Source organism: Methylobacterium sp. WL64, assembly GCF_008039945.1.
Taxonomy (GTDB): Bacteria; Pseudomonadota; Alphaproteobacteria; order Rhizobiales; family Beijerinckiaceae; genus Methylobacterium.
The window spans coordinates 1-25342 of the sequence record NZ_VRVA01000083.1 but is presented as its reverse complement, the minus strand read 5'-3'; the positions used below and the strand labels follow the sequence as shown (position 1 = coordinate 25342).

The window sequence follows — 25342 nt, the reverse complement described above, 5'->3', positions numbered from 1 at the left end:
CCGCCGAGGGCGAGGCCGACATCCGCACCGTCGTCGATACCGCGCGCCTCGCAGGCCGCAGTCCCTTCGGCACCATTCTCAAGACCATCGGCGCCTGAAACCAGCCATCAATGGCGTGGGTAATTACACGAAGCGGGCAGAATCCTGAGATGTGCCTGCGTGGGGTAGGCTAGTGGCGCTCAAGCACTTGCCAAAGTATCGGCGCGCATCTGAATAAAGTCGCTCCGGCTGCAGTCGCATGCTGACGGCTCGGATCGTCTTTTGTTTGCGATCCTGTCAAGCAGCAGTTCGAGGTCGGGTCGCAGGCCGAGTGCGCTGCGGTCGTGAACGGTTGACCGGCTTGGTCGCGCTGGTGGTGTCAACGGTCGGCATGTGCGCGGGCGCTGCCAATGCCTCAGCAGCGGGTGCGTATGCGGCGGCTCCCATCGCGGCGGTGAGTTCACCGTCGACGAGCCACCAGTCGGTGTAGCGGCGGTGCAGCGCGCCGGCGTGGTCCGAAAGGCCGGCAGCGGTGAGGGCGGTGGACCGCGCGGGCGTGAGTAGGGACGAACGGGAGTGGGCCGGCGGCTGAGTCGGCGAACTGATGGTTGTAAGTTGCGACCGCGGCGCGTGCGAGTTGGCTGTGCGCAGGGGCGATGAAGGCCGGCATGGTGGCGGTACAGGTGGTGCGCGGGGGCTGGGCGGTACCGTAAGGGGTATGGGTGATGTAGTCAGTCGGCGCACGCGTTGACACGTTGAGGCTACGCAGCGTTTTCGGGGAGTGTTAGGAATTTCAGGCGGGAGCACCGACCACGAATGAGCCCGCCCGTGCTTAGAACAGAAGCGGTATTAGATCTTAATTTTTTTAGTACTTACGCGGTGAGTTAGCCGGGAAAACCCACTAGATATGCCGGCGCAGGTAAGCTGGTGTTGCTCAAGCATCCGCGGCGGCGTTTTCATCTCCGAGCAGCCCACCTGTCCTGGATGCGGAGCCAACCAAATACGGCCGGCATGAACCACGCCTTTCCGGAAACGAGCGGCACCCACCGCGGCGGGCGGAAATCGAGGGCAGAGCGTCCCTCCTGATCGTTCAGGACCTGGAGCGCTGCCTTCTGGCCTGCCCATCGCGCCCACACGACGCCCGATCCGCAGTAGCCCGCCGCGTAGCGACGCCCGTCTCGCGCGAAGATGCGGGGGACCATGTCGCGGTTCATGGCAACATTGCCGTACCAGCTGTGCTCGATCGCGATGCCGTCAAGCTGGGGAAAGATGTCGGCCAGCGCGCGTCTTAGGCTCGCGGTCGGCCAATCCGCTTCCCCGGCGATCGTCCCGTCCCGGCCGCCGAATAGAATACGCGTCCCGTCGGGTGAAGGCCGGTAGTAATAGTGGAGCTTGCGCGTCTCAGAATACATCATGCGACTGGGCATCAATTCGCCCATGAGGTTGGCCGAGAGTGGCACGGTCGCAATGATGCGGCTGCGCACGGGTACGAGGCGGCTGCGCAGCCAGCGGTCGAACCGATCCGTGTAGCCGTTGGTACCTGCGATCACGTGGCTGGCCCGGACTGTCCCACGTGCGGTCAGCACCTCGTAGCCTTTGGCCTCGTTCCGGATGCCTAGGACGGCGGTCTCACCGTGCACAATGGCGCCCGCGTTCTGGGCGAGGCGGAGCATCCCAGCGTGCAGTTTCGCCGGATGAAGCCCGCCGATGTCCATGCGGACGTTGCCGCCGTGATAGAATGCCGTGCCGATATAGCTGCGTTGCTCGTTTCGTGCGACCGGGAAAGCCTCAATGCCGAACTCGTTGCGCAGGTGATCAGCCTCCCGCGCCAGGCGATCGTAATCTACGGCGCGGGAGGCGCCGGCGAAGCGTCCGACGCGCTGAAAGTCGCAGTCGATCCCCTCCTCGACGATGAACCGGTACAGGTCCTCGCGCGCATCCTTGGCCTCCGCTACCAGAGAACCCGCTCGCTCAGCGCCGAACCGTTGCGTCATCTCGGCGAGTGAAGGGCGCAGATTCCCGCTAGTGATGCCGCCGTTGCGGGATGAGGCGCCCTCGCCGGGCTTCTGCCGGTCGAAGACCTGAACGCTGCGGCCGGCCCGGGCCAGCGTCAGCGCCGCAGATAGTCCCGTGTAACCCGCACCGACAATCACCACGTCGGAGATGCCTTGCACAGGTACAGGGTCCGAGGCGGTCAGAGGCGCCGCCTGCCACCAATATGGCTCGCGTTTGATCATAGGAGGTCCTTCGACGGCGGGCGAGGCCAACGCCCGATCTCCAGCTTAAGGATGCAAGTCGGGACTGGATTGCCGCAAGCGTAATAGCCCTCGCCGTGTGCGCAAAGTTGCAATTGCGATCAGGAATGCCCGCGATTTCCGCTAGCCGAGCGATGTTTTATGCGCCTACACTCTACCTAGAAGTCAGGAGAGCCCGCTGTGTCGAAGCTGTCCACGACCCCGACGCGGCGCGGCCTCATGGCGGGCAGTGCGGCGTTGCTGGCCATGCCGGCCGTGATCACGAACCCCGCCCGGGCGGCCACGCAACTGCGGGTGCGCACGCCCGGCGGCTCCTTCGACGAAATCAAGCGCAGGACCGTCTACGAGCCGTTCCTGAAGGAGACCGGCATCGAGATCGTGCCGGTCCCGAGCACGGTGGGCAAATTACTCGCTATGTATAAAGCCGGGCAGGTTGAGATCGACTGCATCGACACTGGCAACGACGCCAACCTCATGCTGGAGGAGGCGGGCGCGCTCGTCCCGATCGACTACGGCACGTTTCGATACACGAAGCTTGAGGATATCGATCCGAGCCTGAAGCTCCCCTATCAGGTCGGCTCGTTCGTGTACGCGTTCGTGCTCTGCTACCGCACGGACGTGTTCAAGCCCGGCTCCGAGCCAAAATCCTGGGCCGAGTTCTGGGACACGCAGGCGTTTCCCGGGCCGCGCACGCTGGCCGGGATTGAGTCCGGAGCCCCGAACCTCGAGATCGCGCTCCTCGCCGACGGCGTTGCGATGGACAAGGTCTACCCCGTCGACATCGAGCGCGCCCTCAAATCCCTGGGCCGGATCAAGTCTAGCGTCCCCAAGTTCTGGGATACCGGCGCGCTGTCCGCGCAGATGCTGGCCGACAAGGAGGCCGTGCTCGGCGTGCTCTGGAACACCCGCGCTCAGGCCTCCATCGACGGCGGCGCACCGCTCGGCATCCAGTGGAACCAGAACCAGGTCTTGGTGCAGTCCTACGCCATACCCAAGGGGGCCAAGGCGCCCGAGGCCGCGCTCAAGTTCATCGATTACTCGATCAGCGAGGACGTACAGAAGCGCTGGCTGGCCGAGTACAAGGCGATCCCCGTCAACATTAAGGTCTACCCGCACACGTCTAAGCTCCTGATCGATCCCGCAACCGGCACGCCCTGGACCGTGTCGAAGGGCTTCAGGAACGACATCAACTGGTGGTCGGCCAACCGAACCAAAGTGAGCCGCGCTTGGTCGAATTGGGTGCTGTGATCGGACAGGACGCGATCGTGCCGGGCGCAGTCGGCCTCACCCACCCACGCGAGCACGTGGCGGCCGCGACCGCGGCAGTCACGGGACCGGCCGGCAAGGCGCTTGAACTCCAGGGGCTGACCAAGATCTACGGCGCCGAGACCGTCGTGGACCGCTTCGAGACCCGCATCCAGGCGGGCGAGTTCTTCTCGCTGCTCGGTCCCTCCGGCTCGGGCAAAACCACGACCCTGATGATGGTCGCGGGGTTCGCGTCGATCGACGCCGGGCGCCTCCTGGTCGACGGGGCCGACCTCGCGGCCGTGCCCCCGGAGCGGCGCGGCTTCGGCATGGTCTTCCAGAACTACGCGATCTTCCCACACATGGACGTGTTCGAGAACGTGGCGTTCCCGCTCAGGGCGCGCGGAATGCCGAAGGCGCTCGTGCGCGAGCGGGTCGCGGCCGCGCTCGACCTTGTCCAACTCAGGCACCTGTCCGACCGCTACGCGCGCCAGCTCTCGGGCGGCCAGCAGCAGCGCGTGGCCATCGCCCGGGCGATCGTGTTCCAGCCGCCCGTCGTGCTGATGGACGAGCCCCTGGGCGCCCTCGACAAGAACCTCCGCTACGACCTGCAGGTCGAGATCAAGGAGATCCAGCGGCGGCTCGGAATGACGGTCCTCTATGTGACACACGACCAAGAAGAGGCGATGAACCTGTCCGATCGCGTGGCGATCATGAGCCGCGGCCGCGTCGAGCAAATCGGTGCGCCCCGCGACGTCTACGAACGCCCGGTCAACGCCTTCACCGCCCGGTTCCTGGGCGAGGCGAACATCCTGCCGGGCAGGATCGTGACGCCCGGCCCGGACCGCATCGCATTCCAGCTCGAGGACGGGGCGGTGCTGCACGCGGATGGAGCGGCGACGCGCGGGGCGGGGACCGAGGGTCAGCTGTTCGTGCGCCCGGAGAAGCTGACGCTGCACCCCTCAGCCGATCCGCCGCGCGAGGCGGTCAACCGCCTGAGCGGCACGGTGCGGCGCGCGTCCTTCCTCGGCAGCGTCGTGCGCTACGCGGTCGAGACGGCGAGCGGCGCGCTCGTGACAGCCGACGCCCCGAACGTGGCCGCCCATCACCACCCCGAGCCCGGCGAGCGCGTCGCCCTCGCGTGGTCCCCGGCCGACACGGTCATCCTACCGCCGGAAGCGACGTGATGGGCCGGGACCGGACGTGGCTCCTGCTCCTGCCCGCGCTCGGCCTGCTCGCGCTGCTGTTCCTCGCGCCGCTCGCCTGGTTCCTGGCGCGGACCCTGTTTATCGAGACGAAGCCCGCCGAGGTGCCCGAGCTCTTCGTCGACGTCCTCACCGCGCGCGCCATGCAGGTCGCCGCGCTCACGACGCTCTGGGTCTCGGTCCTCGTCACGCTCGCGACGCTGGTGATCGGCTACCCAATCGCATTCTACCTGGCCAATCGCCGCGGCTGGCGCGCCGCGCTCGTCGTGTTTTGCGTGATCGTGCCGTACTTCACCAGCGTGATCGTGCGGACCTACGCGCTGACCGTGGTGCTCGGCCGCAGCGGGCTCATTAACGAGCTCCTGGGCGCGTCGGGACTCATCGGAGCGCCCCTCGCGCTCCTGTACAATACCTTCGGGATCGTGGTCGGCATGACCTATGTGCTGCTGCCCTACATGGTGCTGACGCTCTACGCGACCATGAAGGCGATCGACCCCAACCTGCTGCGGGCCGGGCGCGCCCTCGGGGCGAGCCCCCTCTATCTGTTCCGGCGCGTTTATCTCCCGTTGTCGGTCCCGGGGATCGTGTCGGGCTCGCTCATCGTCCTCATCCTGGCGCTCGGCTTCTTCATCACGCCCGCCCTGATGGGTGGGCCCAGCAACGTCACCGTCGCGATGTTGATCGAGCGGGCTGTCGAGATCCTGATCGACTGGCCGAGCGCGGCCGTGATGTCGGTGGTGCTGCTCGTCGCGACCCTGATCCTCTTCGCGCTCTACGCCCGCGTGACGGATCTGCGCCGCATGATGGGGGCCTGAGCGTGCGCGCCGCGCTGCCGCTGTTCGTCGGATGCGCCTGCCTGCTCCTGATCCTGCCGATCGTCATCGTGGTGGTGCTGGGCTTCAATGGCGGCACCCTCCTGCGCTTCCCGCCCACGTCCCTTTCGCTGCGCTGGTTCGCGGCCTTCCTCGGCGATCCGGCCTGGCGCGCCGCGCTGTGGTCGAGCCTCGCGATCGGCGGTGTGGCCTGCGTCGTCGCCACCGGGGTGGGGTTCCTGGCTGCCTACGCGCTCGTGCGCGGCGCGTTTCCGGCCAAGCGGCTGGTCCTGGCCGTCGCGCTCCTGCCGATCGTCTCGCCGACCGTCGTGACGGCGATCGCTATGTACTACGCGTCCGCCCGCCTCGGGCTGGTCGGAAGCGTGATTTGGGTCGGCCTGTGCCACGCGGTGATCGCCTTCCCGGTCGTCCTGCTGATCCTGTTGTCCGCGCTGCAGTCCGTCGACCTGCGCTTGGAGCAGGCGGCCCTGAGCCTGGGCGCCAGCCGCGCCCGGACGATGCGCACCGTCGTCGTGCCGCTCGCCGCACCCGGCCTCGCGTCAGCCGCCCTGTTCGCGTTTCTGACCTCCTTCGACGAGCTCGTCATCTCGCTCTTCCTCACCAACGCGGCCACCCAGACCCTGCCGGTGCGCATCTGGAACAGCCTGCACATGCAGGTCGAGCCGACGGTGGCGGCGGTCAGCGCGTTCCTGATCGGCGTCACGGGCGTGATTCTGGGCGTCGACGCGCTCCTGCGCCGGCGCCGGGACGCCTGACCCCATGCACGAGATCCCCCCGCTCCCACGATACCGCCCGCATCGCGTGGGCGACGCGCGCGGTCCGCGGCCGCCGCGGCGAGATCCTAATGCGATCCCCTCGGCCGATCTCGGTCGGGCCACCGCCTATCCTCAGCCGCCGGAGACGCCGCATGAGCGATGATAACAACGCGATCGTCCTCGGCGCGGGCGTGGTCGGGCTGTCGACCGCGCTCTACCTCCGGCGCGTCGGCCGAGATGTGACTGTGATCGATCCGCTGCCGCCGGGCGGCGGCGCCTCTTACGGCAACGCGGGCATGATCAGCGCCGACACAGCCTCGCCGATCGCGATGCCCGGCATGCTGCGCCAGGTGCCCGCCTGGCTTCGGGACAAGAAGGGTCCCCTCGTCGTCCACCCCTCCTACTTGCCCACCGCGCTGCCTTGGCTGATGCGCTGGATCAAGGAGGGACGGATGGAGCGGGTCCTGGCGATCTCGGACGCGCTGCGCGCGCTCCACAAGGACGCGTTCGCCTGCTGGCAGGACCTGATCGGACCGCAGGTGTTCGGCGAGCTTGTCCGGCGCACCGGTCAGATCCAGGTCTGGGACGGCGAGGGCGAGAGCGCGGGCGCGGGCGTCGAGCGGCAGATCCGCGAGCGGCACGGGATCGAGGCGCAGATGCTCGGCGCCGACGACCTGCAGCAGATGGTGCCCGGCATCTCCCGCGCCGTGCGGCGCGCGCTCCTCGTGCCCGGCAACGGCTACACGATTAGCCCCGCCCGGCTCATCGAAGCTCTAGCGGACCGGCTGCGCGCGGAGGGCGGCACGATCGTGGCCGAGCGGGCCCTGAAACTCATCCCGCGCGAGGGCGGCGGCTTCACAGTCTGGACCAATGTCGCGAACCGAGCCGGCGCCGACGTCGTGGTCGCGGGCGGGGCATGGTCGAAGGCGCTGCTCGACCCGCTCGGCGTGCGCGTGCCGCTCGAGACCGAGCGCGGCTATCACGCCATGCTGCCCACGCCGTCGATCGAACCGCGCTACACGATCAGCTATAAATCGCGCGGTTTCGGCGTGACACCGATGGAGGGGGGCCTGCGCGCGGCCGGAACGGTCGAATTTGCAGGCCTCAATGCTCCGCCGGACGAGACCCGCGCCCGGATCCTGGCCGAGCACGCGCGCGCGCTCTTCCCCGGCCTCACCCACGGGGAGCCGCAGCTGTGGCTCGGATTCCGGCCCTCACTCCCGGATACGCTGCCCGTGCTCGGTCCGGTCCCGCAGCAGCCGGGCCTGCATCTCGCGTTCGGCCACGGCCACTACGGCATGACCGCCGGCCCGCCGAGTGGGCGCTTGGTCGCCGCGCTCCTGGCACGGCGCGCCGCCCCGATCGATCCGGCTCCCTACGCCGTCAGCCGCTTCGCGTCCTGAGCGCGTCGCCGCGGCTCGCCCCGAGACGAACTGAGCGCCAAGGACGCGCGCGAGGCTTCAAACGGAGGGTGAGGCTGCCCGCGGAATTGGGCGTTCCGTCATTGATCGCGGCAGGGATCAAACTCTCAGCCGCCGGGCCGATCGGACACGGCCTCCGGGAAGTAGAGGTCGCGCCACGACGCCGGCGCGCTCGCGATCATGCCAGCGCGCGCCATGAAGTCGGCGAACTTCATCACGTTATGCGGGGTGAAGCTTCAGTTAGTCCTGGGCTCGTCCAGGACGCGCGCGGCGACCTCGATCTGCAGCTTCGATCCGGTGGTGGCGACCCTCGCGCCGCGCCGGACGAAGGTCACGACCGTGGCCTTACCATTGCCCCACCAGGGCTACTGCGAGCCGCAGCCGGTGATGAGCACGACCTTGCCGTCGAGGGAGAAGGGGTCTGTCATCGGTCAGCCCGCCCCGCACGCATGTCGTCGGCGGAGCTGATGCCGAGCGCTTCGAGGAAGCGCGAGACCATGTTGTAGGCCCCGACCGTCGCGGTGAGCTCGACGATCGCCCGCGGGTCGAAGTGGGTGCGCAGGTCCGCGAACACGTCAGCTGGCACGTGGATGGTTTGGGTCATCGCATCGCAGTAGGCCAGGGCCGCGCGCTGCGCCGGCTCGAACACGTCTGACGCCCTCCAGTCGGGGAGGGCGTCGACCTGCGCTTGGTGCACCCCTTCGCGCAGCGCGATCGGGATATGCTGCTCGGCCTCGTAGGGCGCCCCGTTGAGGTGGGCGACCTGCAGGATCACGAGCTCGCGCAGGGCCCCCGGCACGACGCAGCGCTGGCGGATCGCGCTGAGGAAATGCAGCCAGCCGTCGGCTACCGGCGGGCTGTGCAGCAGCATGGCGTAGAGGTGCAGCACCCCGCCGCGCTGGGCGGTGATGCGAGCGACGAGTTCGGCCGTTTCGGGTCGATCCGGGTCCGCATAGGGGAGATGGGCCATCTGTATCCACTCCGTGCCGGTGACGCGGGGATCGCGGCGAGGCGAAGGCCGATCAGGATCTGCCGCGCGTCTTGGCGGCGTTCGGCGGCGGGACGACGCCCCGTGCGAGCCTCACGGATTATCCTCGGCCGTGGCGATCCCGGGTGTTTCGATTGGGACTGGCCGGCCGATCTGCAGACCTGAGCTCCAACCGTGCGACGCACAGGGCCAACGATCACGTCTCTCTCTCGTGCGTGTGCGAGAACATAGTGTGCCCGGGCGTCTGCAGGTCAGCCCGTAGGATGACGCCTGAGCCAGACTCAGTGATGAACAGTGCTCGTCCATCCGCGCCGCCGAACGCCACGTTGGTAGTGTGCAGGCCGGCGCAGGAGGTTATGCGCAGTACCGGCTCCCCCGTGGCGTCGAACAGCCAGACGGCGCCCTTCCCGGCATGGGCGACGGCGATGCGGCCCTCCGCGTCGAGGGCGAGCCCGTCCGGCCCGGCCCCGCCCGACATCTGGATGAAGGTGCCCACCTTGGCGGCCGTCCCGTCCCGCATCAGCGGGATCCGCCAGACCGCGTTGGCCCGCGTAACCGCTAGGTACACCGTGTCCTCAGTGAGGTTCATGACGAGGCCGTTCGGGCTGGGGATGCCGTCCAGGATGCAGGTCACGACCCCGTCCGCCCGAACGCGGAAGAGGCGTCCGCCCGGGTCTTGCCAGCCGGTTAGGCCCTGATCGGTGAAGTAGAGATCGCCCTCGCGAGAGAAGAAGAGATCGTTAACGCCCCGGAACCGCTCGGGGCCGACCCGCAGGAGGAACGGCTGGACCGTGCCGGTATCCGGTTCGACGACCATGATGCCGTTCTTGTAGTCGGCGATGAATATCCGGCCGTCACGGTGGATCTTGAGGCCGTTCGGCCAACCATCGTACTCGGCCACGATGGTGAAACCGCCGTCCGGCGCCACGCGCAAGATGCGTCCGTTCGGGATGTCGACACACCAGAGATTGCCGTCACGGTCGAAGGACGGCCCCTCCAGGAACGACCCGGTCGGCATGCGCCCGGGCTGCGTGCGGATCCACTCGTTCTTCGCCGTGGCTACCCGCCACGCCTCGGGGTAGGTGGCGAAGACTCTCGTTGGGCAGATAGGCGGGGCTGCGTACATCGTGACCTCCGTCTAAGAGCTTAAGCGCGGCGCAGCGCGGGGACGACCGCTGGCGCGGGGAGGTCGCCACCGATCGGGGCGTGCGTCAGCGTCAGCGTGATCACGGCCCCGGTCACCAGCAGCACGCCACCGGCCACGAAGGCGAGGTCGTAGCTACCCGTCGCCGCGATGATGTAGCCCGTGGCGATCGGCGCGATGAGGCCGAACATGTTCCCGCCGGTGATCTGGATCGCCATGGCCTTGCCAGCACTAGCCGGCGACCGCAGCAGATCGGCGGCCAGGGCGATATTGAGCGAGATGCCCGTCGCCAAGCCGGTCAGCGAGATGGTGATCAGGCCCAAAATCATCGGCGTGCTGTCGACGAACGGTGCCGCCAGGATCACGGCCGCGCTGAGCATCGACACGACGACGATGCGCCGCCGCCGCCCCGTGCTGGAGCCGCCCTCCGCGGCCAGCGCACGATCGCTCAGATGGGCGAGGACCCACGCCAAGACCGTTGCCGCGAAGTACGGGAACGCCGTGAACAGGCCCGATTTCACGATCGACATGTGTTTGACGTTGGCGAGATAGCTCGGAAGCCAGGTCAGGAACACGATCTGCGTGTAGACGGCGCAGCCCTGCGTGACGGCGACGGCGATCATACTGCGCGAGCGCAACAGCACGCCGAACCCTTCCGCCGAGCCACCTGATTTCGCCCCGGAATCACGCGCCTGCAGGATGAAGGCGCGCTCGTCCTCGCCGACAAAGGTCGCCGTCTCCGGCCCGCGATACCAGACCAGCCAACCGACCAGCCAAACCAAGCCCAGCAAGCCGGCCGTATAGAACCCCCACCGCCAGCCGTGGACAGACACCACCCAGCCGAGCAGCAAGGTCCCGAACGCAGGACCCGCGTAGCCGCCGCTGTTGAGCATCGTGGCCGCCAAACCGAACTCGGATCGCGGCGCCCAATCCCGCAACACGCGACCGCCCGCTGGATAGGTGGACGCCTCCGCAGCGCCCATCAGCATGCGCGAGCCGAGAAGGCTGACGAAGCCGGACGCGAGCCCTGTGAGAATCGTCGCGCCGGACCACACGAGCACACCGACACCGTTGACCACCTTCGCCCCGTAGCGATCGGTCAGAAATCCGCATGGGATCAAGCAGACGACATACGTCCAGAGATAAGCTGAAAACAGGTAACCGACCTGCACCGGACTCAGATTGTATTCAGCCGCGATCGCCGGCGCCGCGACCGACAACGCGACCCGGTCCACATAATTGAAAACGACAAGCAAGAAAATGCCAATATACAGCAGATAACGGCGCTTGCCCATTCGCACCTCCCGATGCAGTCGGTATGATTATTCTATATTACAATTGAAGACATAGGATGCCGTAATCATTCCCGGCACCGCGAGCTCTTGATCCGCGCCGTATTGTTGCTCGGCATAGATGCGCGCGCCGCGGTGTGCAGCAATCGATCAGTCGATCAAGTCCGAATGCTGGCGCAAAGTGCGGTCGAACATCGGCTGGGCATGAAGCCACGCCATGAACGGAGTGGCGAGGTGTTTGGCGGAGTGCGCCGCGTTGGCTTCGGGAACGAGCTTCAGGGGGTGGCCCGTCGCCTCGGCCTTGAGTTGAATCTCGCAGGCCCGCTCGGCGGCCACGAACCACCAAACGGCCTCCTCGATGCTCTCTTGGCCGGCGCTGAACAGGCCGTGGTTCTGGTGAATGGCGACCTTGGTGTCGCGTCCGAACGCGGCGGCGACGCTGTGGCCGGCCCCGCGCTCCACCACCACGGCGCCAGCTTCCTCGGTGATCAGGGCCTGCCCATCACCGTAGAAGCCGCAGGCCGTCTGAGTGATCGGATCCATTCGCCGGCCCAGGGCGGCCCAAGCCATGCCGTTGATCGTGTGGCAGTGGCACGATGCCAGGATGCCGGGGTGCGCCTCGTGGATGGCGGCGTGCAGGACGAAGCCGGCGCGGTTCACCGCACGCGCGCCCTCGATGACTCGGCCGTCGTGGTCGACGAGGAGGAGGTCCGACGCCTTGACCGCCCCGAATTCCATGGCGAACGGATTCGTCCAGTAGAGGTTCGGATCCTCCGGGTCGCGGACGGTGATGTGGCCGGCGAATCCATATTCGTAGCCCAGATCAGCAAAAAGCCTACAGGCGGCCGCCAACCGAACCTTGCGGTGCCTTCGCTCCTGCGCGGCATCATCGAACACGGGGTAGCGGGGGAAAGCCAGACCGGCTTGGTCAGGTTCGTACACCGACCGCTTGGCTGCAACATTCATTTGGCGAGGCCTTTAATTGTTCGAATGGTATTTGATATTATCTTTCGCGATCATTCTAATCAAAAAATGGAACTGGCTGACACAATGCCGATGCTGTTTTGCTTCTGCTGCTTTCGTTCCTGGGACGTCCTCTTCCCCACATCACGTACGGTGGCGGGTTAACCCAACCGGAAGCCCCCCAGCACTCAAGTGGGCGCCCTTCATTTCAAGGCTTGCTGCGCCCGCCGATGAACGCCTGCACCGCATCCCGATGCTCGGGCGTCGCGGTGATCACCGCATAGTGCGAGGAGATCAGGTCGAGGTTGGTGCGCAGGTCGTTGCGCATCCCCTGATAGACTGCGCGCTTGATCAGGCTCAGCGTGAGCGGTGGCGCCTTGGCGATCCGACGCGCCAGCGCCTCGACCGCCGGCATCAGGGCCACATCGTCGTGAACGCCGTTGACGAGGCCGATCCGGAGCGCTTCCTCCGCATCGACGAAGTCACCGGTGAAGAACAGCTCTAGCGCCTTCGCGGTGCCGACGAGTCGGGGCAGGAAGTGGGCGCCCCCGGCACCGGGCACCAGCCCGACGCGAACATAGGTCTCGGCAAAGCGGGCACTGCGCGCGGCGTAGCGCAGGTCGCACATCAGCGCGAGGTCGAGGCCCGCCCCGGTGGCCACGCCGTTCAGCGCGGCGATGACCGGCTTGTCGAGATCCTCGAGCGCCAGCGGGATGCGCTGGATCCGGCTAAAAAGTTCGTCCTTACGCCGCTGGGGCGGCTGGTCGAGGCGCTCGCCCATCTCGACGATGTCGCCGCCGCTGCAGAAGGCCGGGCCTGCGCCGGTCACGATGACGACGCGGACCGCCTCATCCGTGCGGCAGCGCTGGAGGGCCGCCGTCCAGGCCTCGATCATCGGGAAGGTGAAGGCGTTCTTCCGCTCTGGTCGGTTCAACGTGATGGTCGCCACCCCCTCGGCGACAGCGAACAGGAGGTCTTCGCCGGCACCAAGATCCTCGGTCTGGCTGGTCATGGGGCGGTCTCCAAAGGTGCGACGGCCGAGCGTTCGACCGTCGTGGTCGTCGCTTCGGGCGCGGTCATGTCCGCGCCCAGGGCAGCGATCTCCGACGGATCGAGGCCGGCCTCGGCTAGGACCTCGGCGGTGTGCTCGCCGTGCCGGGGCGCGTGGCGGCGGATCGTGAATCGGCTGCCGCTGAACGAGACCGGCCGGCGCATGGTGCGGTAGCGCCCCTCACTCGGATGCTCGGCGGTGCCGAAGAAGCCCACCGCCTTCAGATGCGCGTCCTCCGGCAGGTCCTCCAACCCAAGGACGGGCATGCACGGGATGCTCACCGAGTCGCAGAACGCCACCCACTCTGCCGTGGTCCTGCGCGGCGCCTCCTCCTCCACCAGCGCGTACAGGACCTCGATATTCTCCACCCGCACGGCGAGCGGCGTGAAGCGCGGGTCGTCCACGAACTCGAGTCGGCCGGTGTGGATGAAGAAGTCGCGCCAGTTCCGGTCGGAGTAGGGCAGGATGCAGGCATAGCCGTCCTGGGTGCGGTAGGGCTTGCGCTTCGGGCTGAGCACCCGGTTGAAGCCCGGCGGCCCGAGCGGTGGCTGGAATGCGTAGCCGACCATGTGCTCGACGAAGTTGAACTCCACCATGGTCTCGAACATCGGCACTTCCACTGCCTGCCCGCCGCCGCCGGCGCGTCGCTCGTAGAGGGCCGCCAGGATCGCGCAGGCGATGGCCTGCCCCGCGATCTTGTCGCAGAGCACGGTGGGCAGGTAGCCGGGCTGGCCGGTGGCGGCGGTCTGGAGTGCCGCGAGGCCGGAGCCCGCCTGGATCAGGTCGTCGTAGGCTGCCTTGTGGGCATAGGGGCCGTCGGCCCCGAACCCGTAGGCCCCGCAGAAGATGATCTCGGGCTTGAGCGCGCGGACTCGCTCGTAGCCGTAGCCCAGGCGCAGGATCGCGTCCGGGCGCATCGAGTGCACGAAGACGTCCGCCGTCACGATGAGCCGGTCGAGGGCCGCCCGCGCCTCGGGCCGTTTCAGGTCCAGGCGGACGCTGCGCTTGTTGCGGTTGAGGTGCAGGAAGTTGCCGCCCATCCCGGCGTTGCGGGCCGGCCGGTAGTGACGGAAGGAGTCGCCCTCCGGCGTCTCGATCTTGATTACGTCCGCCCCGAGATCGGCCAGGATGTGCGTGGCTGAGGGCCCCATGATCACGCTGGTGAGATCCACGATCCGCACGCCCGCGAGGGGACCGTCCTCTTTCGTCCCGGCGGAATGATCCAGCACGCACCGATCTCCCATCTCAACCGGCACCGGCCCGCAGCCGGACCAGCATCGGCCAGAGAGCGGTGCCTCCGCCCGCGCAGACCGCGCGCCCGATCCGTTCCTGCCACCGAGCGTCGGAGCCGAACTCGTCTCGCCAAGACCACAGCCGCCGCGTCGCGCGGTGCAGCGGGTGCTCCTGGGTGAAACCCATCGCTCCGTGGATCTGGTGGCAGATCTCGGCGACGTGGCCCGCCGCCTCGCCGCAGCGCGCTTTGGCCATCGCGGTGGCGAGGACGAAGCGCGCATCTCCCCAGCACGCGGCAGCGAGATCAGCCGATGCAGTCGCCGCCGCGACGTGGCCCGCGGCTTCGGCCAGCATGTGCTGGATCACCTGAAACTTGGCGAGCGGCCGCCCGAATTGCTGCCGCTCGCGGGCGTGATCGAGGGCGGAGGCGAGGCAGGTCTCCATCGCGCCCACCAACTGCTGCGCGCGCGCCCAGGCGCCGACTGTCTCCACCGAGCCGATACCAACCTCGGCGGCCCAGTCCGGTGCCGTCCGCACCTCGTCCAGGGCGACGGTGCAGCCCATGAGGTCGAGGGCGTCGCGCGGCTCGCCCGCGAGGTTGTGGCGCGTGTCGCGAACCGTGCCCGGTGCTGCGATCCGCACGAGGTGCACTGCGCCCGCGGCGTCGATCGCATCCACGAGCAGGGCCGCGACCGAACCGCCCCAGGGCACCTGCGCCGCCCGCCCGTCGAGGACGAAACCGTCGGCCCGCCGCGTGATTCGAACGGGGCTGCCGGCTGGGACCAAAGTGAGGGCGCCCTCCGGCGCGCCGCCGCCTGCCGCCGCCCAGAGCGCCGCACCCGCGATGGTCTCGGGCAGCGGCAGCGGCAAGGCCGCCTGCCCACAGCGCCGGATCAGCAAGGCCGCCGTCCTGGCCTCCAAGCCGATCCCGTCGGCCGCTTCGGGCACCAGGGCCAGCGGCAGACCGCTGTCGTTAAGCGCCCTCCAGAGATCCGCGGGCCAGGCCGCGTCGTCCACGGCACCGTCGCAGGCCGCCAGCACCTGCGGCGAGAGATGCTGGGCCAGCAGCCGCTCGAATTGATCGAGGACGATGTCGGCGACCTCGTCGGCCGCCCCATCCTGTGCGTGGTTGGTCGTGTTCATCGCAAGCCCAGTCCCCGCGCGATGACCCCGCGCAGAACCTCGCGGGTGCCGCCGCGCAGGGTGAAGGAGGGCGCCCGCAGGGTCACGCCGCCGAGCGCCTCACGGAACGGCTCGCCCTGCGCGGTGAGGCTCGGCTCAACCGGCACGAGCCGCCGGGCGATCTCCGGCACCGCGCGCTCGAAGCTGTTGCCGACATCCTTCACGAGCGCCGCCTCAACGCCGGGGACGACGCCCTTGTCGAGGAGCCGGGCCACCGAGGCCGACATGCCGAGAAGCGCGGTGAGCTGCGCCACCATCCGGCCGATCTCGACCGCCTGGAACCGGTCGGGTTCCGGCCCGATCCGGTCGACGAGTTCGACGAGCAGCCGGTAGTCCGACAGGAAGCGGTCGGGCCCCGAGCGCTCGAAAGCGAGTTCCTCCGTGACGAGCCCCCAGCCCTCGGCCTCCGCGCCGACCATCATGGCGTCCGGGACGCGGTAGTCGGTGAAGAACACCTCGTTGAACTCGTGGTGGCCTGACAGGTCGAGGATCGGTCGCACCGTGACCCCGGGAGCCGCCATGTCGATGATGAACTGGGTCAAGCCGCCGTGCCGGTCTGGTCCGGGCTCACCGGTCCGGACCAGGGCGAGCAGGTAATCGACCTGATGGGCGTTCGTCGTCCAGATCTTGGAGCCGTTGATCACCCAATCGTCGCCGTCGCGCGCCGCGCGGGTGCGCACGGCGGCGAGGTCCGAGCCCGAGTTCGGCTCGCTCATGCCGATGCCGAAGGCGCATTCGCCGCGGCAGATCCGCGGCAGGATCGCCCGCTTGGCCGCCTCGGAACCGTGCCGCAGGATCTGTGGGCCAGACTGGCGGTCGGAGATCCAGTGCGCCCCGCAGGGCGCGCCGGCCGCCAGCATCTCCTCGGTGACGACGAAGCGGACGAGGCCGGACCGCTCATGGCCACCATACGCCTCCGGCATGGTCAGGCCGATGAACCCGGCCGCCCCGGCACGTCGGCTGAAGCCGGCGTCGAAGGTCGTCCACGAGGTCCGATGTGGCACGAAGTGCCCCGCCGCCAGTTCAGCGTCGAGAAAAACCCGGACGGCCGCACGGGCCGCCTCGGCCTCGGCCGGGAGCGGTTCGGCGCTGAAGCGAAAGCTCTGCATCTCTGCTCCGTGGTCTGTCAGATCAGGGGCTCGCCCGTATGGCTCGCTCAGCTTCCGTCGCGTTCCTTGAGGCCCGGAAAGAAGAGCTCTTGCCAGTCGGTCGGCACTTTGCGCAGGAGCCCCTGCGCCGCCATCGCCTTGGCAAGGTTGACCATGTCTTTCGGGGCCACGCCGTAGACGAGGGACCCGTCGGTGAGGGTCGACTCGACCTGGGCCTGATCGATCTGCACCTGCTCTGAAGCCAGGTAGATCGCCGCCGCCCGCCTCGGGTCGCTGCGGATGAGCGAAACCGCGTCCTCCATGCCGGCGAGGATGGCCTGCGTCACCTTGGGATTGGCGTCGACGAAGCCCTGCTTGGCGTTCAGGGTCGCGGCGGTAGGGTCTCCGTCGCCGATCAGACCGGTGGAGGTCATGATCGCCCGGAGCTTGGGATCCGCCCGTAGGATCTGGGTGAAGGGTGGCGTCGAGAAGTAGCCGGCGATGCCTTGCCCGGCGCGCATGGCCGCGGTGGCGTCGGGGTGGGGCAGGCTCACCATCAGAGTATCCGCCTTCGCCGGATCGCCGAGCTGCCGGGCTGCGGCCACCCGCAGCAGGATAGCCTGCGGCGAGTTGAAGGCTGGGACCGCGATTTTGTCGCCAAAGGTAAAATCCTTCAGCGCGGTAACGCCCTGCTTGCCCGTAAACAGCGTGTAGACGACTGAAGTGAGGGCGCAGAGACTCTTGATCTGCTGACGACCGCGGGTCTTGTCCCAGGCGATCAAGGCGCCGGTCGCGCCGAGTGTGCCCAGCTCGATGCTGTCGGAAAGCAGTGCGTCGTTCATCGCGGCCGAGCCACTGAAGCGGCTCAGCGTGACCGACAGCCCGTCGAGGCCTGCCGCCTTGGCGCGCTTATCGAACAAACCTTCGTTCTGAGCGATCATTACCGGCAGGTAGACGAGGCCGTATTGCAGGCCGATCCGGACCGTGTTCGTCTCGGCGCGGGTCGGTCCGCTCAAAGCGGACAATAGCAGCGCCACGGAGACGAGACGCGCGGCGACGGCCGCGAGGCGGATCGACATCGGCATTCCTCCCGAGCAGAGCCGCCCTTGGCGCGCGGTCTCAGCACGTCCGGACAGCATCACTGTCCGGCGCTCGCCCTCGAGTAGGACAGAGCCGGGATTGGTCTTCAACCGTCATCGTGGATCTGCTGAGCGATATCACATCTGTGATGGAGCGGCGGATGATTCGCACTATACGTCGTCGAGCGCGGATGCGGTGATGCATTCATGACGGCAGCTGGACCCAAGCGACCCGTACTCCATTCACGATGATTGGACATGCCATGAGATCGCGCCGCAGACGCCATGTTCGTTCGAGTTGCGGGCGACTCAGATGATTGCCGGGCGGGCAGCCTATTGGTGGGCTTCACGGTGCGCGGATATCACGTTCGAGGCCGTTCACAGCCTCCTCGCACTACCGGCCTGGAGCCGGGTATGATTGCCCCCGACCGCGTCACGCCTCGGGTAAAGACCGGAGCGGGTTCGAGCACGGACCTCTTGGTCAGGGCCGATGCAGTCGGTCCCTCTTTGGCTTTCGTGAAGTCCGCGGGCCGCGTGCTTCAGATCCTGGAGCTTTTCGACGAGCTTCAGCGCGAAGCTCGGGTCTCGGAGATTGCCGAACGCCTAGGCTTTCCGCAATCCTCAACCTCGATGCTTTTGAAGAGCCTGGCCCAACTCGGCTATCTCGATTACGACGCCGACAGCCGCAGCTTCCTGCCGTCGCCGCGGGTCGCGCTGCTGGGCGCGTGGCTCGACAAGGGACCGGTGCGCGACGGTAGTCTCGTGCGCATGCTCGAGCATCTGTCCGAGTGCACGGGCGGCACGGTGATCCTAGCGGCACGCAACACCATCTACTCGCAGTACGTCCACGTGTTGCAGGCGCAAACCGCGATGCGCTTTCACGTCCCACCCGGCACGCGCCGACTTGTGGTGTGGTCGGCGACCGGCACCGCGCTTCTCGCCGGGATCCCGGATGCCGAGATCGGCCCACTCGTACGGCGCACGAACGCGGAGGCCCCGCCCGAGCAACCCCCGATTCAAGTCGCAGCCGTCTTGGCCAACGTGACCCGTTTGCGGCAGGACGGCCATTTCTTCTCGCATGGCCTCGTCACGTCCGGCGCCGGGTCGATCGCGGTGCCACTACCCAACCGCATCGACCGCAAGGGCCGTCCCCTCGCCGTTGCGGTCTCAGGACTGCTCGAGGAATTCGAGCGACGGGAGGCACAGATCGTCGCGCTGATTCACGATGCGATCGCGCGTTTCTTGGTGCATGCAGACTAAGATGGGCAAGCACATGACGGAACTGGCCATTGCTAGCACGATTCTGGTCTCCGGCTCGCCGTCAATCAAAAGAAATTTAATTTTTTACCGTTTAAGCCGAAATATTTAGATCCAGCTCAATAACATATACTATCGTTTTCCCATGCGGCCCGACTCATCAAGTGGGTTCGGACCGCGCAAAACGTCTGTAACGTTCGGTTGGCGTGCAGTGAGAAGTCGCCAATCGCTAAGCCCATGGCTGTTCAAAGGCTCAGCCGGCCTACGCCTCGTCCCCGACACCTTGCAGTCCGCCTACGTAAACTCGGTGATCGCCTTTCACCGATGCCGTTCGGCTTGCAAACTCGCGTTGTCCTACCCGCAGGGTAAGCGGCGAGGCGGCCCCCGGATATCGAGCGTCCCCACTGAGAGACGCCTCACTCTGATAAGAAGGGGTTTGAGAGTAGCAAAAGTGGTTGGAGAGGAGCTATCCGCTGTGCACAGCAGGACCAATCGAAAGATTTTAGATTTGTTGTAAAATTCAATCCCGCAATCAAGAATGAGGCGCCGCCGACACCTTTGTATCGGTATTGTTTAAATAGATCCCATATACCTTATATCAATATTAATCCTACGCATCGATTTTTGTTGCGTCCTCGCGTATTAATTTAACGACGCGCGATCGCAGATCATATCCTCGGACTGAGAGCCGTTTGCTGATTTAGGATTTAGCGGCAAAAATAAGCCTCGAGCGCGGTGGCAACACAGCGCCGACATCCCCAGCAAGCCGAGTTCTGGCGCTGCGTCCAGCCGGTCGTTCAGGGGCGCCGGCTATGTGCCGGGAAGCGACGGTCACCGGTCAATCGTGTTCGAACGCGTTGTCGTGACATCATCGGCAGCTCAGTTGCAGACCTCCTTCGATTGCCGGTCCATCGGGAGCGACATTCGGCCAAATGCGTCGCTGAACCTGGACGCGGTGTCAGCCGTGCGACTGGACGAATTTGACTTTGCGGCGTCAGTTGTGCGGTCGAGATTGAAGCATAAAATCTAGAGGCGCCGGCATGCTACGACGTTTAGGGATTGTCGTTCGTCCTGCCCTCGCGGCTCTGTCAGGTCCGGGTGAACCCCACATGGTCCAACGCGCTTCTGCGGGGGGATCGCGATGATCGCCGCGACCGACCCGACCGGGGCCGCCGCCTGCCCTTGCTGCCTGCCGCGCCGCGGCTTCATCCGCGGCCTCGCGGGCTTTGGAGCTGTCGCCGCGGCCATCACGATGGACACCGCGCGCGCCGAGCCAGCGCCGCAGGGGCCCCGCTATACAGGTATCGTGATCGACTGCCACGGACACTACACCACCGAGCCGCCGGCCATGTTGTCTTGGCGCAAGCGTCAGATCGATGCCATCAACGACCCCGCTCAATCGCCGAGCCCGTCCAGTCTACGAGTGAGCGACGACGAGATCCGCGAGAGCGTGAGCGGGCGCCAGCTGAAGCTTCAGAGCGAGCGGGGCATCTCACTCGCCCTGTTCTCACCGCGGGCGGGGGGCATGGGCCACCATATTGGCACCGCGCGCACCAGCCTCGACTGGTCGATCGTATCGAATGACATGATCCACCGTGTCGCGAGCCTGATGCCGAAGAATTTCGTCGGCGTCTGCCAGCTGCCACAGACACCCGGCGTCTCGCCAAAAAACTGCACGGCCGAGCTGGAGCGCTGTGTAAATGATCTCGGCTTCGTCGGCTGCAACGTCAATCCAGACCCCTCGGGTGGCTACTGGACGGACCCACCTCTGTCCGATCGATTCTGGTACCCCCTCTGGGAGAAGATGGTGGAACTGGACGTGCCGGGCATGGTGCATGTCAGCGCCTCGGCCAATCCCAATTTCCACGCGACGGGCGCGCACTACATCAACGGTGACACCAGTGCGTTCATGCAGTTCGTCACCTCGGACCTCTTCAAGGATTTTCCGACGCTTCGCCTGATCATCCCCCACGGCGGCGGCGCTGTGCCCTACCATTGGGGCCGCTACAGAGGTCTCGCGCAGGACCTGAAGAGGCCGCCTCTGTCCGAGTTGATGCGCAACGTTTACTTCGACACCTGCGTCTATCATCAACCGGGCATCGACCTGCTGCTGAAAGTCGTGCCGCATGAGAATGTGCTGTTCGCCTCGGAGATGGTGGGCGCGGTGAACGGCACTGATCCTGAAACCGGCCACGCCTACGATGACACCAAGCGCTATGTCGATGCGGCTGAAGTGTCCGACACCGACCGGGCGAAGATCTACGCCGGAAACACATTGAAGGTCTACCCACGACTCGCAAGCAAACTTAAATCGGCCGATCTGATGCCATAAACGAATAGCCAATTTGACGGCACAGATGGCCCGACAGAACGGCTTCTGTGCGACCGCGCGTTTGCCCGCTGGTCCGCGACGGGAGTCGATAGAGTCCAATCGATTCAGCTCCTCGGCATGGCCGATGCAGACGGATTGTGGCCAGCCTCCCCGGCCATGTTGAATGGGAATCCAGAATGGCGCTGCAAGAAGCATCCAGGTCGCCGGTCCGAGGCGGCCGCGTCGCGATCGCCGGCCTCGGCACGGTCGGGCGCGCCGTAGCGCGGGCGCTCGACGGGGGCGCTATACCGGGACTGAGCCTGACCGCCGTCGCGGTCCGCGACGCCGCTAAGGCTCGCGCCGAACTCGCGGCGCTGGCCGAGCCGCCCGAGGTCGTCACCGCGTTCGACGCCCTGGAGCCGCGGGCCGATATCGTTCTGGAATGCGCACCATCCCAGCACCTCCCCGCGATCGTGCGGCCTTTCGTGACGGCGGGCAAGACGGCCGTCGTGCTGAGCTGCGGGGCGCTCCTCGACAACGAGGACCTCGTGGAGCTCGCCCGCGCCCACGGGGGGCAGATCGTCGTCCCGACTGGCGCGCTGCTCGGCCTCGACGCCGTGACGGCCGCCGCGGAGGGCACGATCCACACGGTGCGCATGATTACCCGCAAGCCCGTGCGCGGGCTCGTCGGCGCGCCCTACCTCGTTGAAAACGGCATCGAGATCGCTGGGATCACCGAGCCGATGCGGGTTTTTGCCGGCAGCCCACGCGAGGCGGCCCGCGGGTTTCCGGCAAACCTCAACGTCGCGGTGGCGCTCTCGCTCGCCGGCATCGGACCGGATCGGACCGAGCTCGAGATCTGGGCCGACCCCATCCTCGACCGCAACACTCACCGCATCGAGGTCGAGGCCGACGCGGCGCGATTCTCGATGACGATCGAGAACGTGCCGACTGATGAGAACCCCCGCACGGGTCGCATCACCGCTCTGTCGGTCATCGCCTACCTGCGCAAGCTCGCCGCCCCGCTCAGGGTCGGGACCTAAAGGACCCATCCGGGCTGGCACGCCCTGTGGTGCCACGCTCACGCGCTTGGGCCCGAGGCCGCGCGCGGTTGTCTCTCAGATCCCGGAGCGGTCCGTGACATCGGCGAGCGGTGAGATCCTGTCCGAGATCGAGCGGGTAACGATGCGGCGCGTGACGATGCGGCTCATGCCGCTCCTGATGCTGGGCTTCCTCGTCGCCTTCATCGACCGCGTCAACGTCGGCTTCGCCGCCCTGCAGATGAACGCCGATGCCGGCCTGTCGTCCTCGGTCTTCGGCCTGGGCGCCGGTCTCTTCTTCGTCGCCTATTTCCTGTTCGAGGTGCCCTCCAACCTGATGCTCGAGCGGTTCGGTGCCCGCCTCTGGCTGGCCCGCATCATGATCACCTGGGGACTCATCTCCGCGGCCACCGCGCTCGTCATCGGCCCACTCTCGTTCTGCACGGTGCGCTTCCTGCTCGGCGCGGCGGAGGCCGGCTTCTATCCCGGCGTGATCTTCTACCTGACGCGCTGGTTCCCGAAGGCCTACCGCGCCCGCGTGATCGCCCTCTTCGCGGTGGCCGTGCCCCTGTCGAACTTCGTCGGCTCGCCGATCTCGGCGGCCCTGCTCGGGCTCGACGGCTGGCTGGGTCTGCGCGGCTGGCAGCTGATGTCAATCGTCGAGGCGGCGCCGGCCGTGGTTCTCGGCCTGCTCGTCCTGCGATTTCTGCCGGAGGGGCCGGACCGAGCGCCCTGGCTCGACGAGGCGCAGCGCGGTTGGCTGATTGGACGCCTGGCCGCGGAGCGCGCGGAGCAGCCAACAGTGCGGCCTTCCGTCTGGCGGGTGATCTCCGATCGGCGCGTGATGGCGGCGGGCTTAATCTTCGCCGGAAGTGTCGGCGCGAGCGCGTGCCTGTCGATCTGGCAGCCACAGATCTTCAAGTCCTACGGCCTCACGACGATGGAGATCGGCATGCTCAACTCGGTGCCGTTCGGGATCGCGGCCGGGCTGATGGTGCTCTGGGCCCGACGCTCGGACCGTACGGGGGAACGAGCTTGGCACGTCGCCGGGCCTCAGGCGCTCACCGCACTCTGCCTCGCGGCAGCGCTGGCTGCGCAGGGGCTCTGGCCGACAGTCGGGATCCTGTTCCTGGCAATCCTTGGGACCTACGCAGTCAAAGGCCCGTTTTGGGCGCTGGTCACGGAATGGCTGCCGCCGGGCGCGTCCGCGGCCGGGATCGCGCAGGTCAACGCCATCGGCAACCTCGGCGCCTTCATCGGAACGTATCTGATGGGCGTGATCAAGGACGCGAGCGGCAGCTACGCGCTGGGCTTGCTGCCGCTCGCGCTGGTCACGGCCACGGGCGCCGCGCTCGCGTTGGGACTGGGCCGCACGCGCCCCCCGTTGATCCCCGTCCTGCCAGGCGAGCAGGCGTAGAACATAAACGACGCCCTGCACCGCGGTTCGGGCGGGAGTTCCGCGAGACGATGTCAGCAGCACGCCCTAGTGGTCTGAGTCAGAGGTTCTTTGGCAGAAGCGGCCGAGGCTGGCGAGGATGGCGTCGGCGGGTTTGGTCCAGACGAAGGGCTTCGGGTCGGCGTTGGTGTGGTCGATGTAGCGGTGGATCGCGGCTTCGAGATCGTCGGTGTGTTGGAAGGCGCCGCGCTGTAGGCGTCTGCGGGTGAGGCGAGCGAACCAGCCCTCGACGAGGTTGAGCCATGAGGCCGAGGTCGGGGTGAAGTGCAGGTGCCAGCGCGGGCGCTTCAGCAGCCAGTCGTGGATCAGTTTGGTCTTGTGGGTGGCGGCGTTGTCGAGGACGAGGTGGACGTCGAGGTTTGCCGGCACGCTCGCCTCGACCTGATCGAGAAAGGCGCGGAACTCGACCGAACGATGCCGGGGCGTACAGCGGCCGATCACGGTCCCCGTCTGCACGTCGAGGGCAGCGAACAGATCGGTCGTGCCCTGGCGGCGATAGTCGTGGGTCCGGCGCTCGGGCTGGCCGGGCCGCATCGGCAGCACGGGGGCCGTGCCGGTCAGCGCCTGGATCTGGGGCTTCTCGTCCACGCACAGCACCACGGCCCGATGCGGCGGGGCCATGTACAGGCCGACCACGTCCCGGACCTTGTCGACGAAGGCGGGATCGGTCGACAGCTTGAAGCTCTTGGTCCTGTGCGGCTGCAGGCCGAAGGCGCGCCACACCCGCGAGACCATGGTCTGGCTCATCCCAACCCGCTTCGCCATGGCGCGCGTCGACCAGTGGGTGGCGTTCTCCGGCTGGCTCTCCAGCGTGAGGGTGATCATCGCCTCGATCGCCGTGTCCTCGGTGGCACGCGGCGCACCGGAGCGGGGCAGGTCGATGAGGCCGTCGAGGCGGTGGGCCAGGAAGCGGGCACGCCAGGTCGTGACGCTCGGACGGCTGATCCCGAGGCTGCGGGCGATGCCGGTGTTCGTGGAGCCAGGTTCGGCACAGGCCAGCACGGGACTATCGGAAATTCCGTGTGTGAGCGGCGGGTTGAACATCAGGCCGCCATGGCCCGGGTGAAGCGCTCGCCGAAGATGACGGCGAACTGCGCCTTGGCCATGACCCACTCACGCGGGCCCATCTTCCACGCCTTCTCGGAGCGGTTCAAGACCAGGTAGAGCAGCTTCAGCGCGGCCTCGTCGGTCGGGAAGTGGCCCCGGGCGCGCACGGCCCGGCGCAGGGTGGCGTTCAGGGCCTCGATGGCGTTCGTGGTGTACAGGATCCGCCGGACCTCGCCCGGGAAGGCGTAGAACGGGACCACCTCGCCCCAGGCCCGCCGCCAACTCTGGGCGATGGCCGGATACTTCCGGCCCCACTCGCCCGCCTCGAAGGCAGCCAAGGCCGTCTCGCCGGCGGCGGCATCGAGCGCACGGTAGATCTCCTTCAGCGCCCCCGCCACGAGCTTGCGGTCCTTGTAGGAGACGAAGTCGAGGCTGTGGCGCAGGAGGTGGACGATGCAGGTCTGGACCAGCGCCTCGGGGAACACCGCCCGGATCGCATCGGGGAAGCCCTTCAGGCC

20 protein-coding genes and 1 pseudogene are annotated in these 25342 nt (G+C 67.1%); 9 read left to right on the top strand and 12 right to left on the bottom strand.

Going from position 1 to position 25342, the window contains the following annotated elements; all coding sequences use genetic code 11:
- Positions 1–935: 935 nt before the first annotated feature.
- Positions 936–2216 carry an FAD-binding oxidoreductase gene (locus FV242_RS24515; RefSeq protein WP_147940739.1) on the bottom strand — a complete coding sequence of 427 codons (1281 nt, stop codon included), beginning with the start codon at positions 2214–2216 and terminating at the stop codon, positions 936–938.
- A 198-nt stretch (positions 2217–2414) separates the two neighbouring features.
- Between FV242_RS24515 and FV242_RS24510 the strand changes: the two genes are divergently transcribed.
- The 5 genes from FV242_RS24510 (at position 2415) to FV242_RS24490 (ending at position 7675) form a co-directional block, all read left to right on the top strand.
- Positions 2415–3482 carry an ABC transporter substrate-binding protein gene (locus FV242_RS24510; RefSeq protein ID WP_147940738.1) on the top strand — a complete coding sequence of 356 codons (1068 nt, stop codon included), beginning with the start codon at positions 2415–2417 and terminating at the stop codon, positions 3480–3482.
- Positions 3483–3499: 17 nt separating this feature from the next.
- Positions 3500–4666 carry an ABC transporter ATP-binding protein gene (locus FV242_RS24505; protein ID WP_246692859.1) on the top strand — a complete coding sequence of 389 codons (1167 nt, stop codon included), beginning with the start codon at positions 3500–3502 and terminating at the stop codon, positions 4664–4666.
- Positions 4666–5499: an ABC transporter permease gene (locus FV242_RS24500; protein WP_147940737.1), complete on the top strand. Its 834-nt coding sequence runs from the start codon at positions 4666–4668 to the stop codon at positions 5497–5499. Before FV242_RS24505 ends, FV242_RS24500 begins: the two co-directional genes overlap by 1 nt.
- A 2-nt stretch (positions 5500–5501) precedes the next feature.
- A complete protein-coding gene (locus FV242_RS24495; RefSeq protein WP_187278546.1) occupies positions 5502–6272 on the top strand; it encodes an ABC transporter permease in 771 nt (256 codons plus the stop codon).
- Positions 6273–6424: 152 nt separating this feature from the next.
- The gene (locus tag FV242_RS24490) at positions 6425–7675 is read left to right on the top strand and encodes an FAD-binding oxidoreductase (RefSeq protein WP_147940735.1); all 1251 of its coding nucleotides are present in this window, start codon (positions 6425–6427) and stop codon (positions 7673–7675) included.
- Between the two features lie 442 nt (positions 7676–8117).
- Here FV242_RS24490 and FV242_RS24485 read toward each other — a convergent pair whose 3' ends face one another.
- From FV242_RS24485 to FV242_RS24445, 9 genes are all read right to left on the bottom strand, one after another.
- On the bottom strand, positions 8118–8663 hold the full coding sequence (locus FV242_RS24485; protein WP_147940734.1) for a carboxymuconolactone decarboxylase family protein: 546 nt from the start codon (positions 8661–8663) through the stop codon (positions 8118–8120).
- Between the two features lie 214 nt (positions 8664–8877).
- Complete coding sequence (locus tag FV242_RS24480) at positions 8878–9807, bottom strand: SMP-30/gluconolactonase/LRE family protein (RefSeq protein WP_147940733.1); 930 nt, start codon at positions 9805–9807, stop codon at positions 8878–8880.
- 20 nt (positions 9808–9827) lie between these two features.
- Complete coding sequence (locus FV242_RS24475) at positions 9828–11120, bottom strand: MFS transporter (RefSeq protein ID WP_147853647.1); 1293 nt, start codon at positions 11118–11120, stop codon at positions 9828–9830.
- A 147-nt stretch (positions 11121–11267) separates the two neighbouring features.
- Entirely contained in the window at positions 11268–12083 is an 816-nt protein-coding gene (locus tag FV242_RS24470; protein ID WP_147940732.1) for a class II aldolase/adducin family protein, read from the bottom strand.
- A gap of 205 nt (positions 12084–12288) precedes the next feature.
- Positions 12289–13092, bottom strand: a complete 804-nt coding sequence (locus FV242_RS24465; RefSeq protein WP_147908839.1) for an enoyl-CoA hydratase/isomerase family protein — start codon at positions 13090–13092, stop codon at positions 12289–12291.
- The gene (locus FV242_RS24460) at positions 13089–14360 is read right to left on the bottom strand and encodes a CaiB/BaiF CoA-transferase family protein (RefSeq protein ID WP_246692857.1); all 1272 of its coding nucleotides are present in this window, start codon (positions 14358–14360) and stop codon (positions 13089–13091) included. The genes FV242_RS24465 and FV242_RS24460 overlap by 4 nt, the downstream gene beginning before the upstream one ends.
- Positions 14361–14376: 16 nt before the next feature.
- On the bottom strand, positions 14377–15507 hold the full coding sequence (locus FV242_RS24455; protein WP_147940730.1) for an acyl-CoA dehydrogenase family protein: 1131 nt from the start codon (positions 15505–15507) through the stop codon (positions 14377–14379).
- On the bottom strand, positions 15504–16655 hold the full coding sequence (locus tag FV242_RS24450; protein ID WP_147940729.1) for an acyl-CoA dehydrogenase family protein: 1152 nt from the start codon (positions 16653–16655) through the stop codon (positions 15504–15506). Before FV242_RS24450 ends, FV242_RS24455 begins: the two co-directional genes overlap by 4 nt.
- 47 nt (positions 16656–16702) lie before the next feature.
- A complete protein-coding gene (locus FV242_RS24445) occupies positions 16703–17713 on the bottom strand; it encodes an ABC transporter substrate-binding protein (protein ID WP_246692018.1) in 1011 nt (336 codons plus the stop codon).
- Positions 17714–18127: 414 nt separating this feature from the next.
- On the opposite strand from FV242_RS24445, the gene FV242_RS24440 reads away from it, so the two are divergent.
- From FV242_RS24440 to FV242_RS24425, 4 genes are all read left to right on the top strand, one after another.
- Entirely contained in the window at positions 18128–18973 is an 846-nt protein-coding gene (locus FV242_RS24440) for an IclR family transcriptional regulator (RefSeq protein WP_187278545.1), read from the top strand.
- A gap of 1300 nt (positions 18974–20273) precedes the next feature.
- A complete protein-coding gene (locus FV242_RS24435; RefSeq protein WP_147940740.1) occupies positions 20274–21302 on the top strand; it encodes an amidohydrolase family protein in 1029 nt (342 codons plus the stop codon).
- A gap of 176 nt (positions 21303–21478) precedes the next feature.
- On the top strand, positions 21479–22324 hold the full coding sequence (locus FV242_RS24430; RefSeq protein ID WP_147908844.1) for an aspartate dehydrogenase: 846 nt from the start codon (positions 21479–21481) through the stop codon (positions 22322–22324).
- A gap of 94 nt (positions 22325–22418) precedes the next feature.
- The gene (locus FV242_RS24425) at positions 22419–23738 is read left to right on the top strand and encodes an MFS transporter (RefSeq protein WP_147897456.1); all 1320 of its coding nucleotides are present in this window, start codon (positions 22419–22421) and stop codon (positions 23736–23738) included.
- A 66-nt stretch (positions 23739–23804) separates the two neighbouring features.
- Here the strand turns inward: FV242_RS24425 and FV242_RS24420 are convergent.
- Together FV242_RS24420 and FV242_RS24415 are read right to left on the bottom strand one after the other, a co-directional pair.
- Positions 23805–24779, bottom strand: a pseudogene (locus tag FV242_RS24420) (IS630 family transposase); the annotation flags it as partial.
- A gap of 41 nt (positions 24780–24820) precedes the next feature.
- The coding region (locus FV242_RS24415; protein WP_187278544.1) for a transposase at positions 24821–25342 on the bottom strand (522 nt) is incomplete at its 5' end.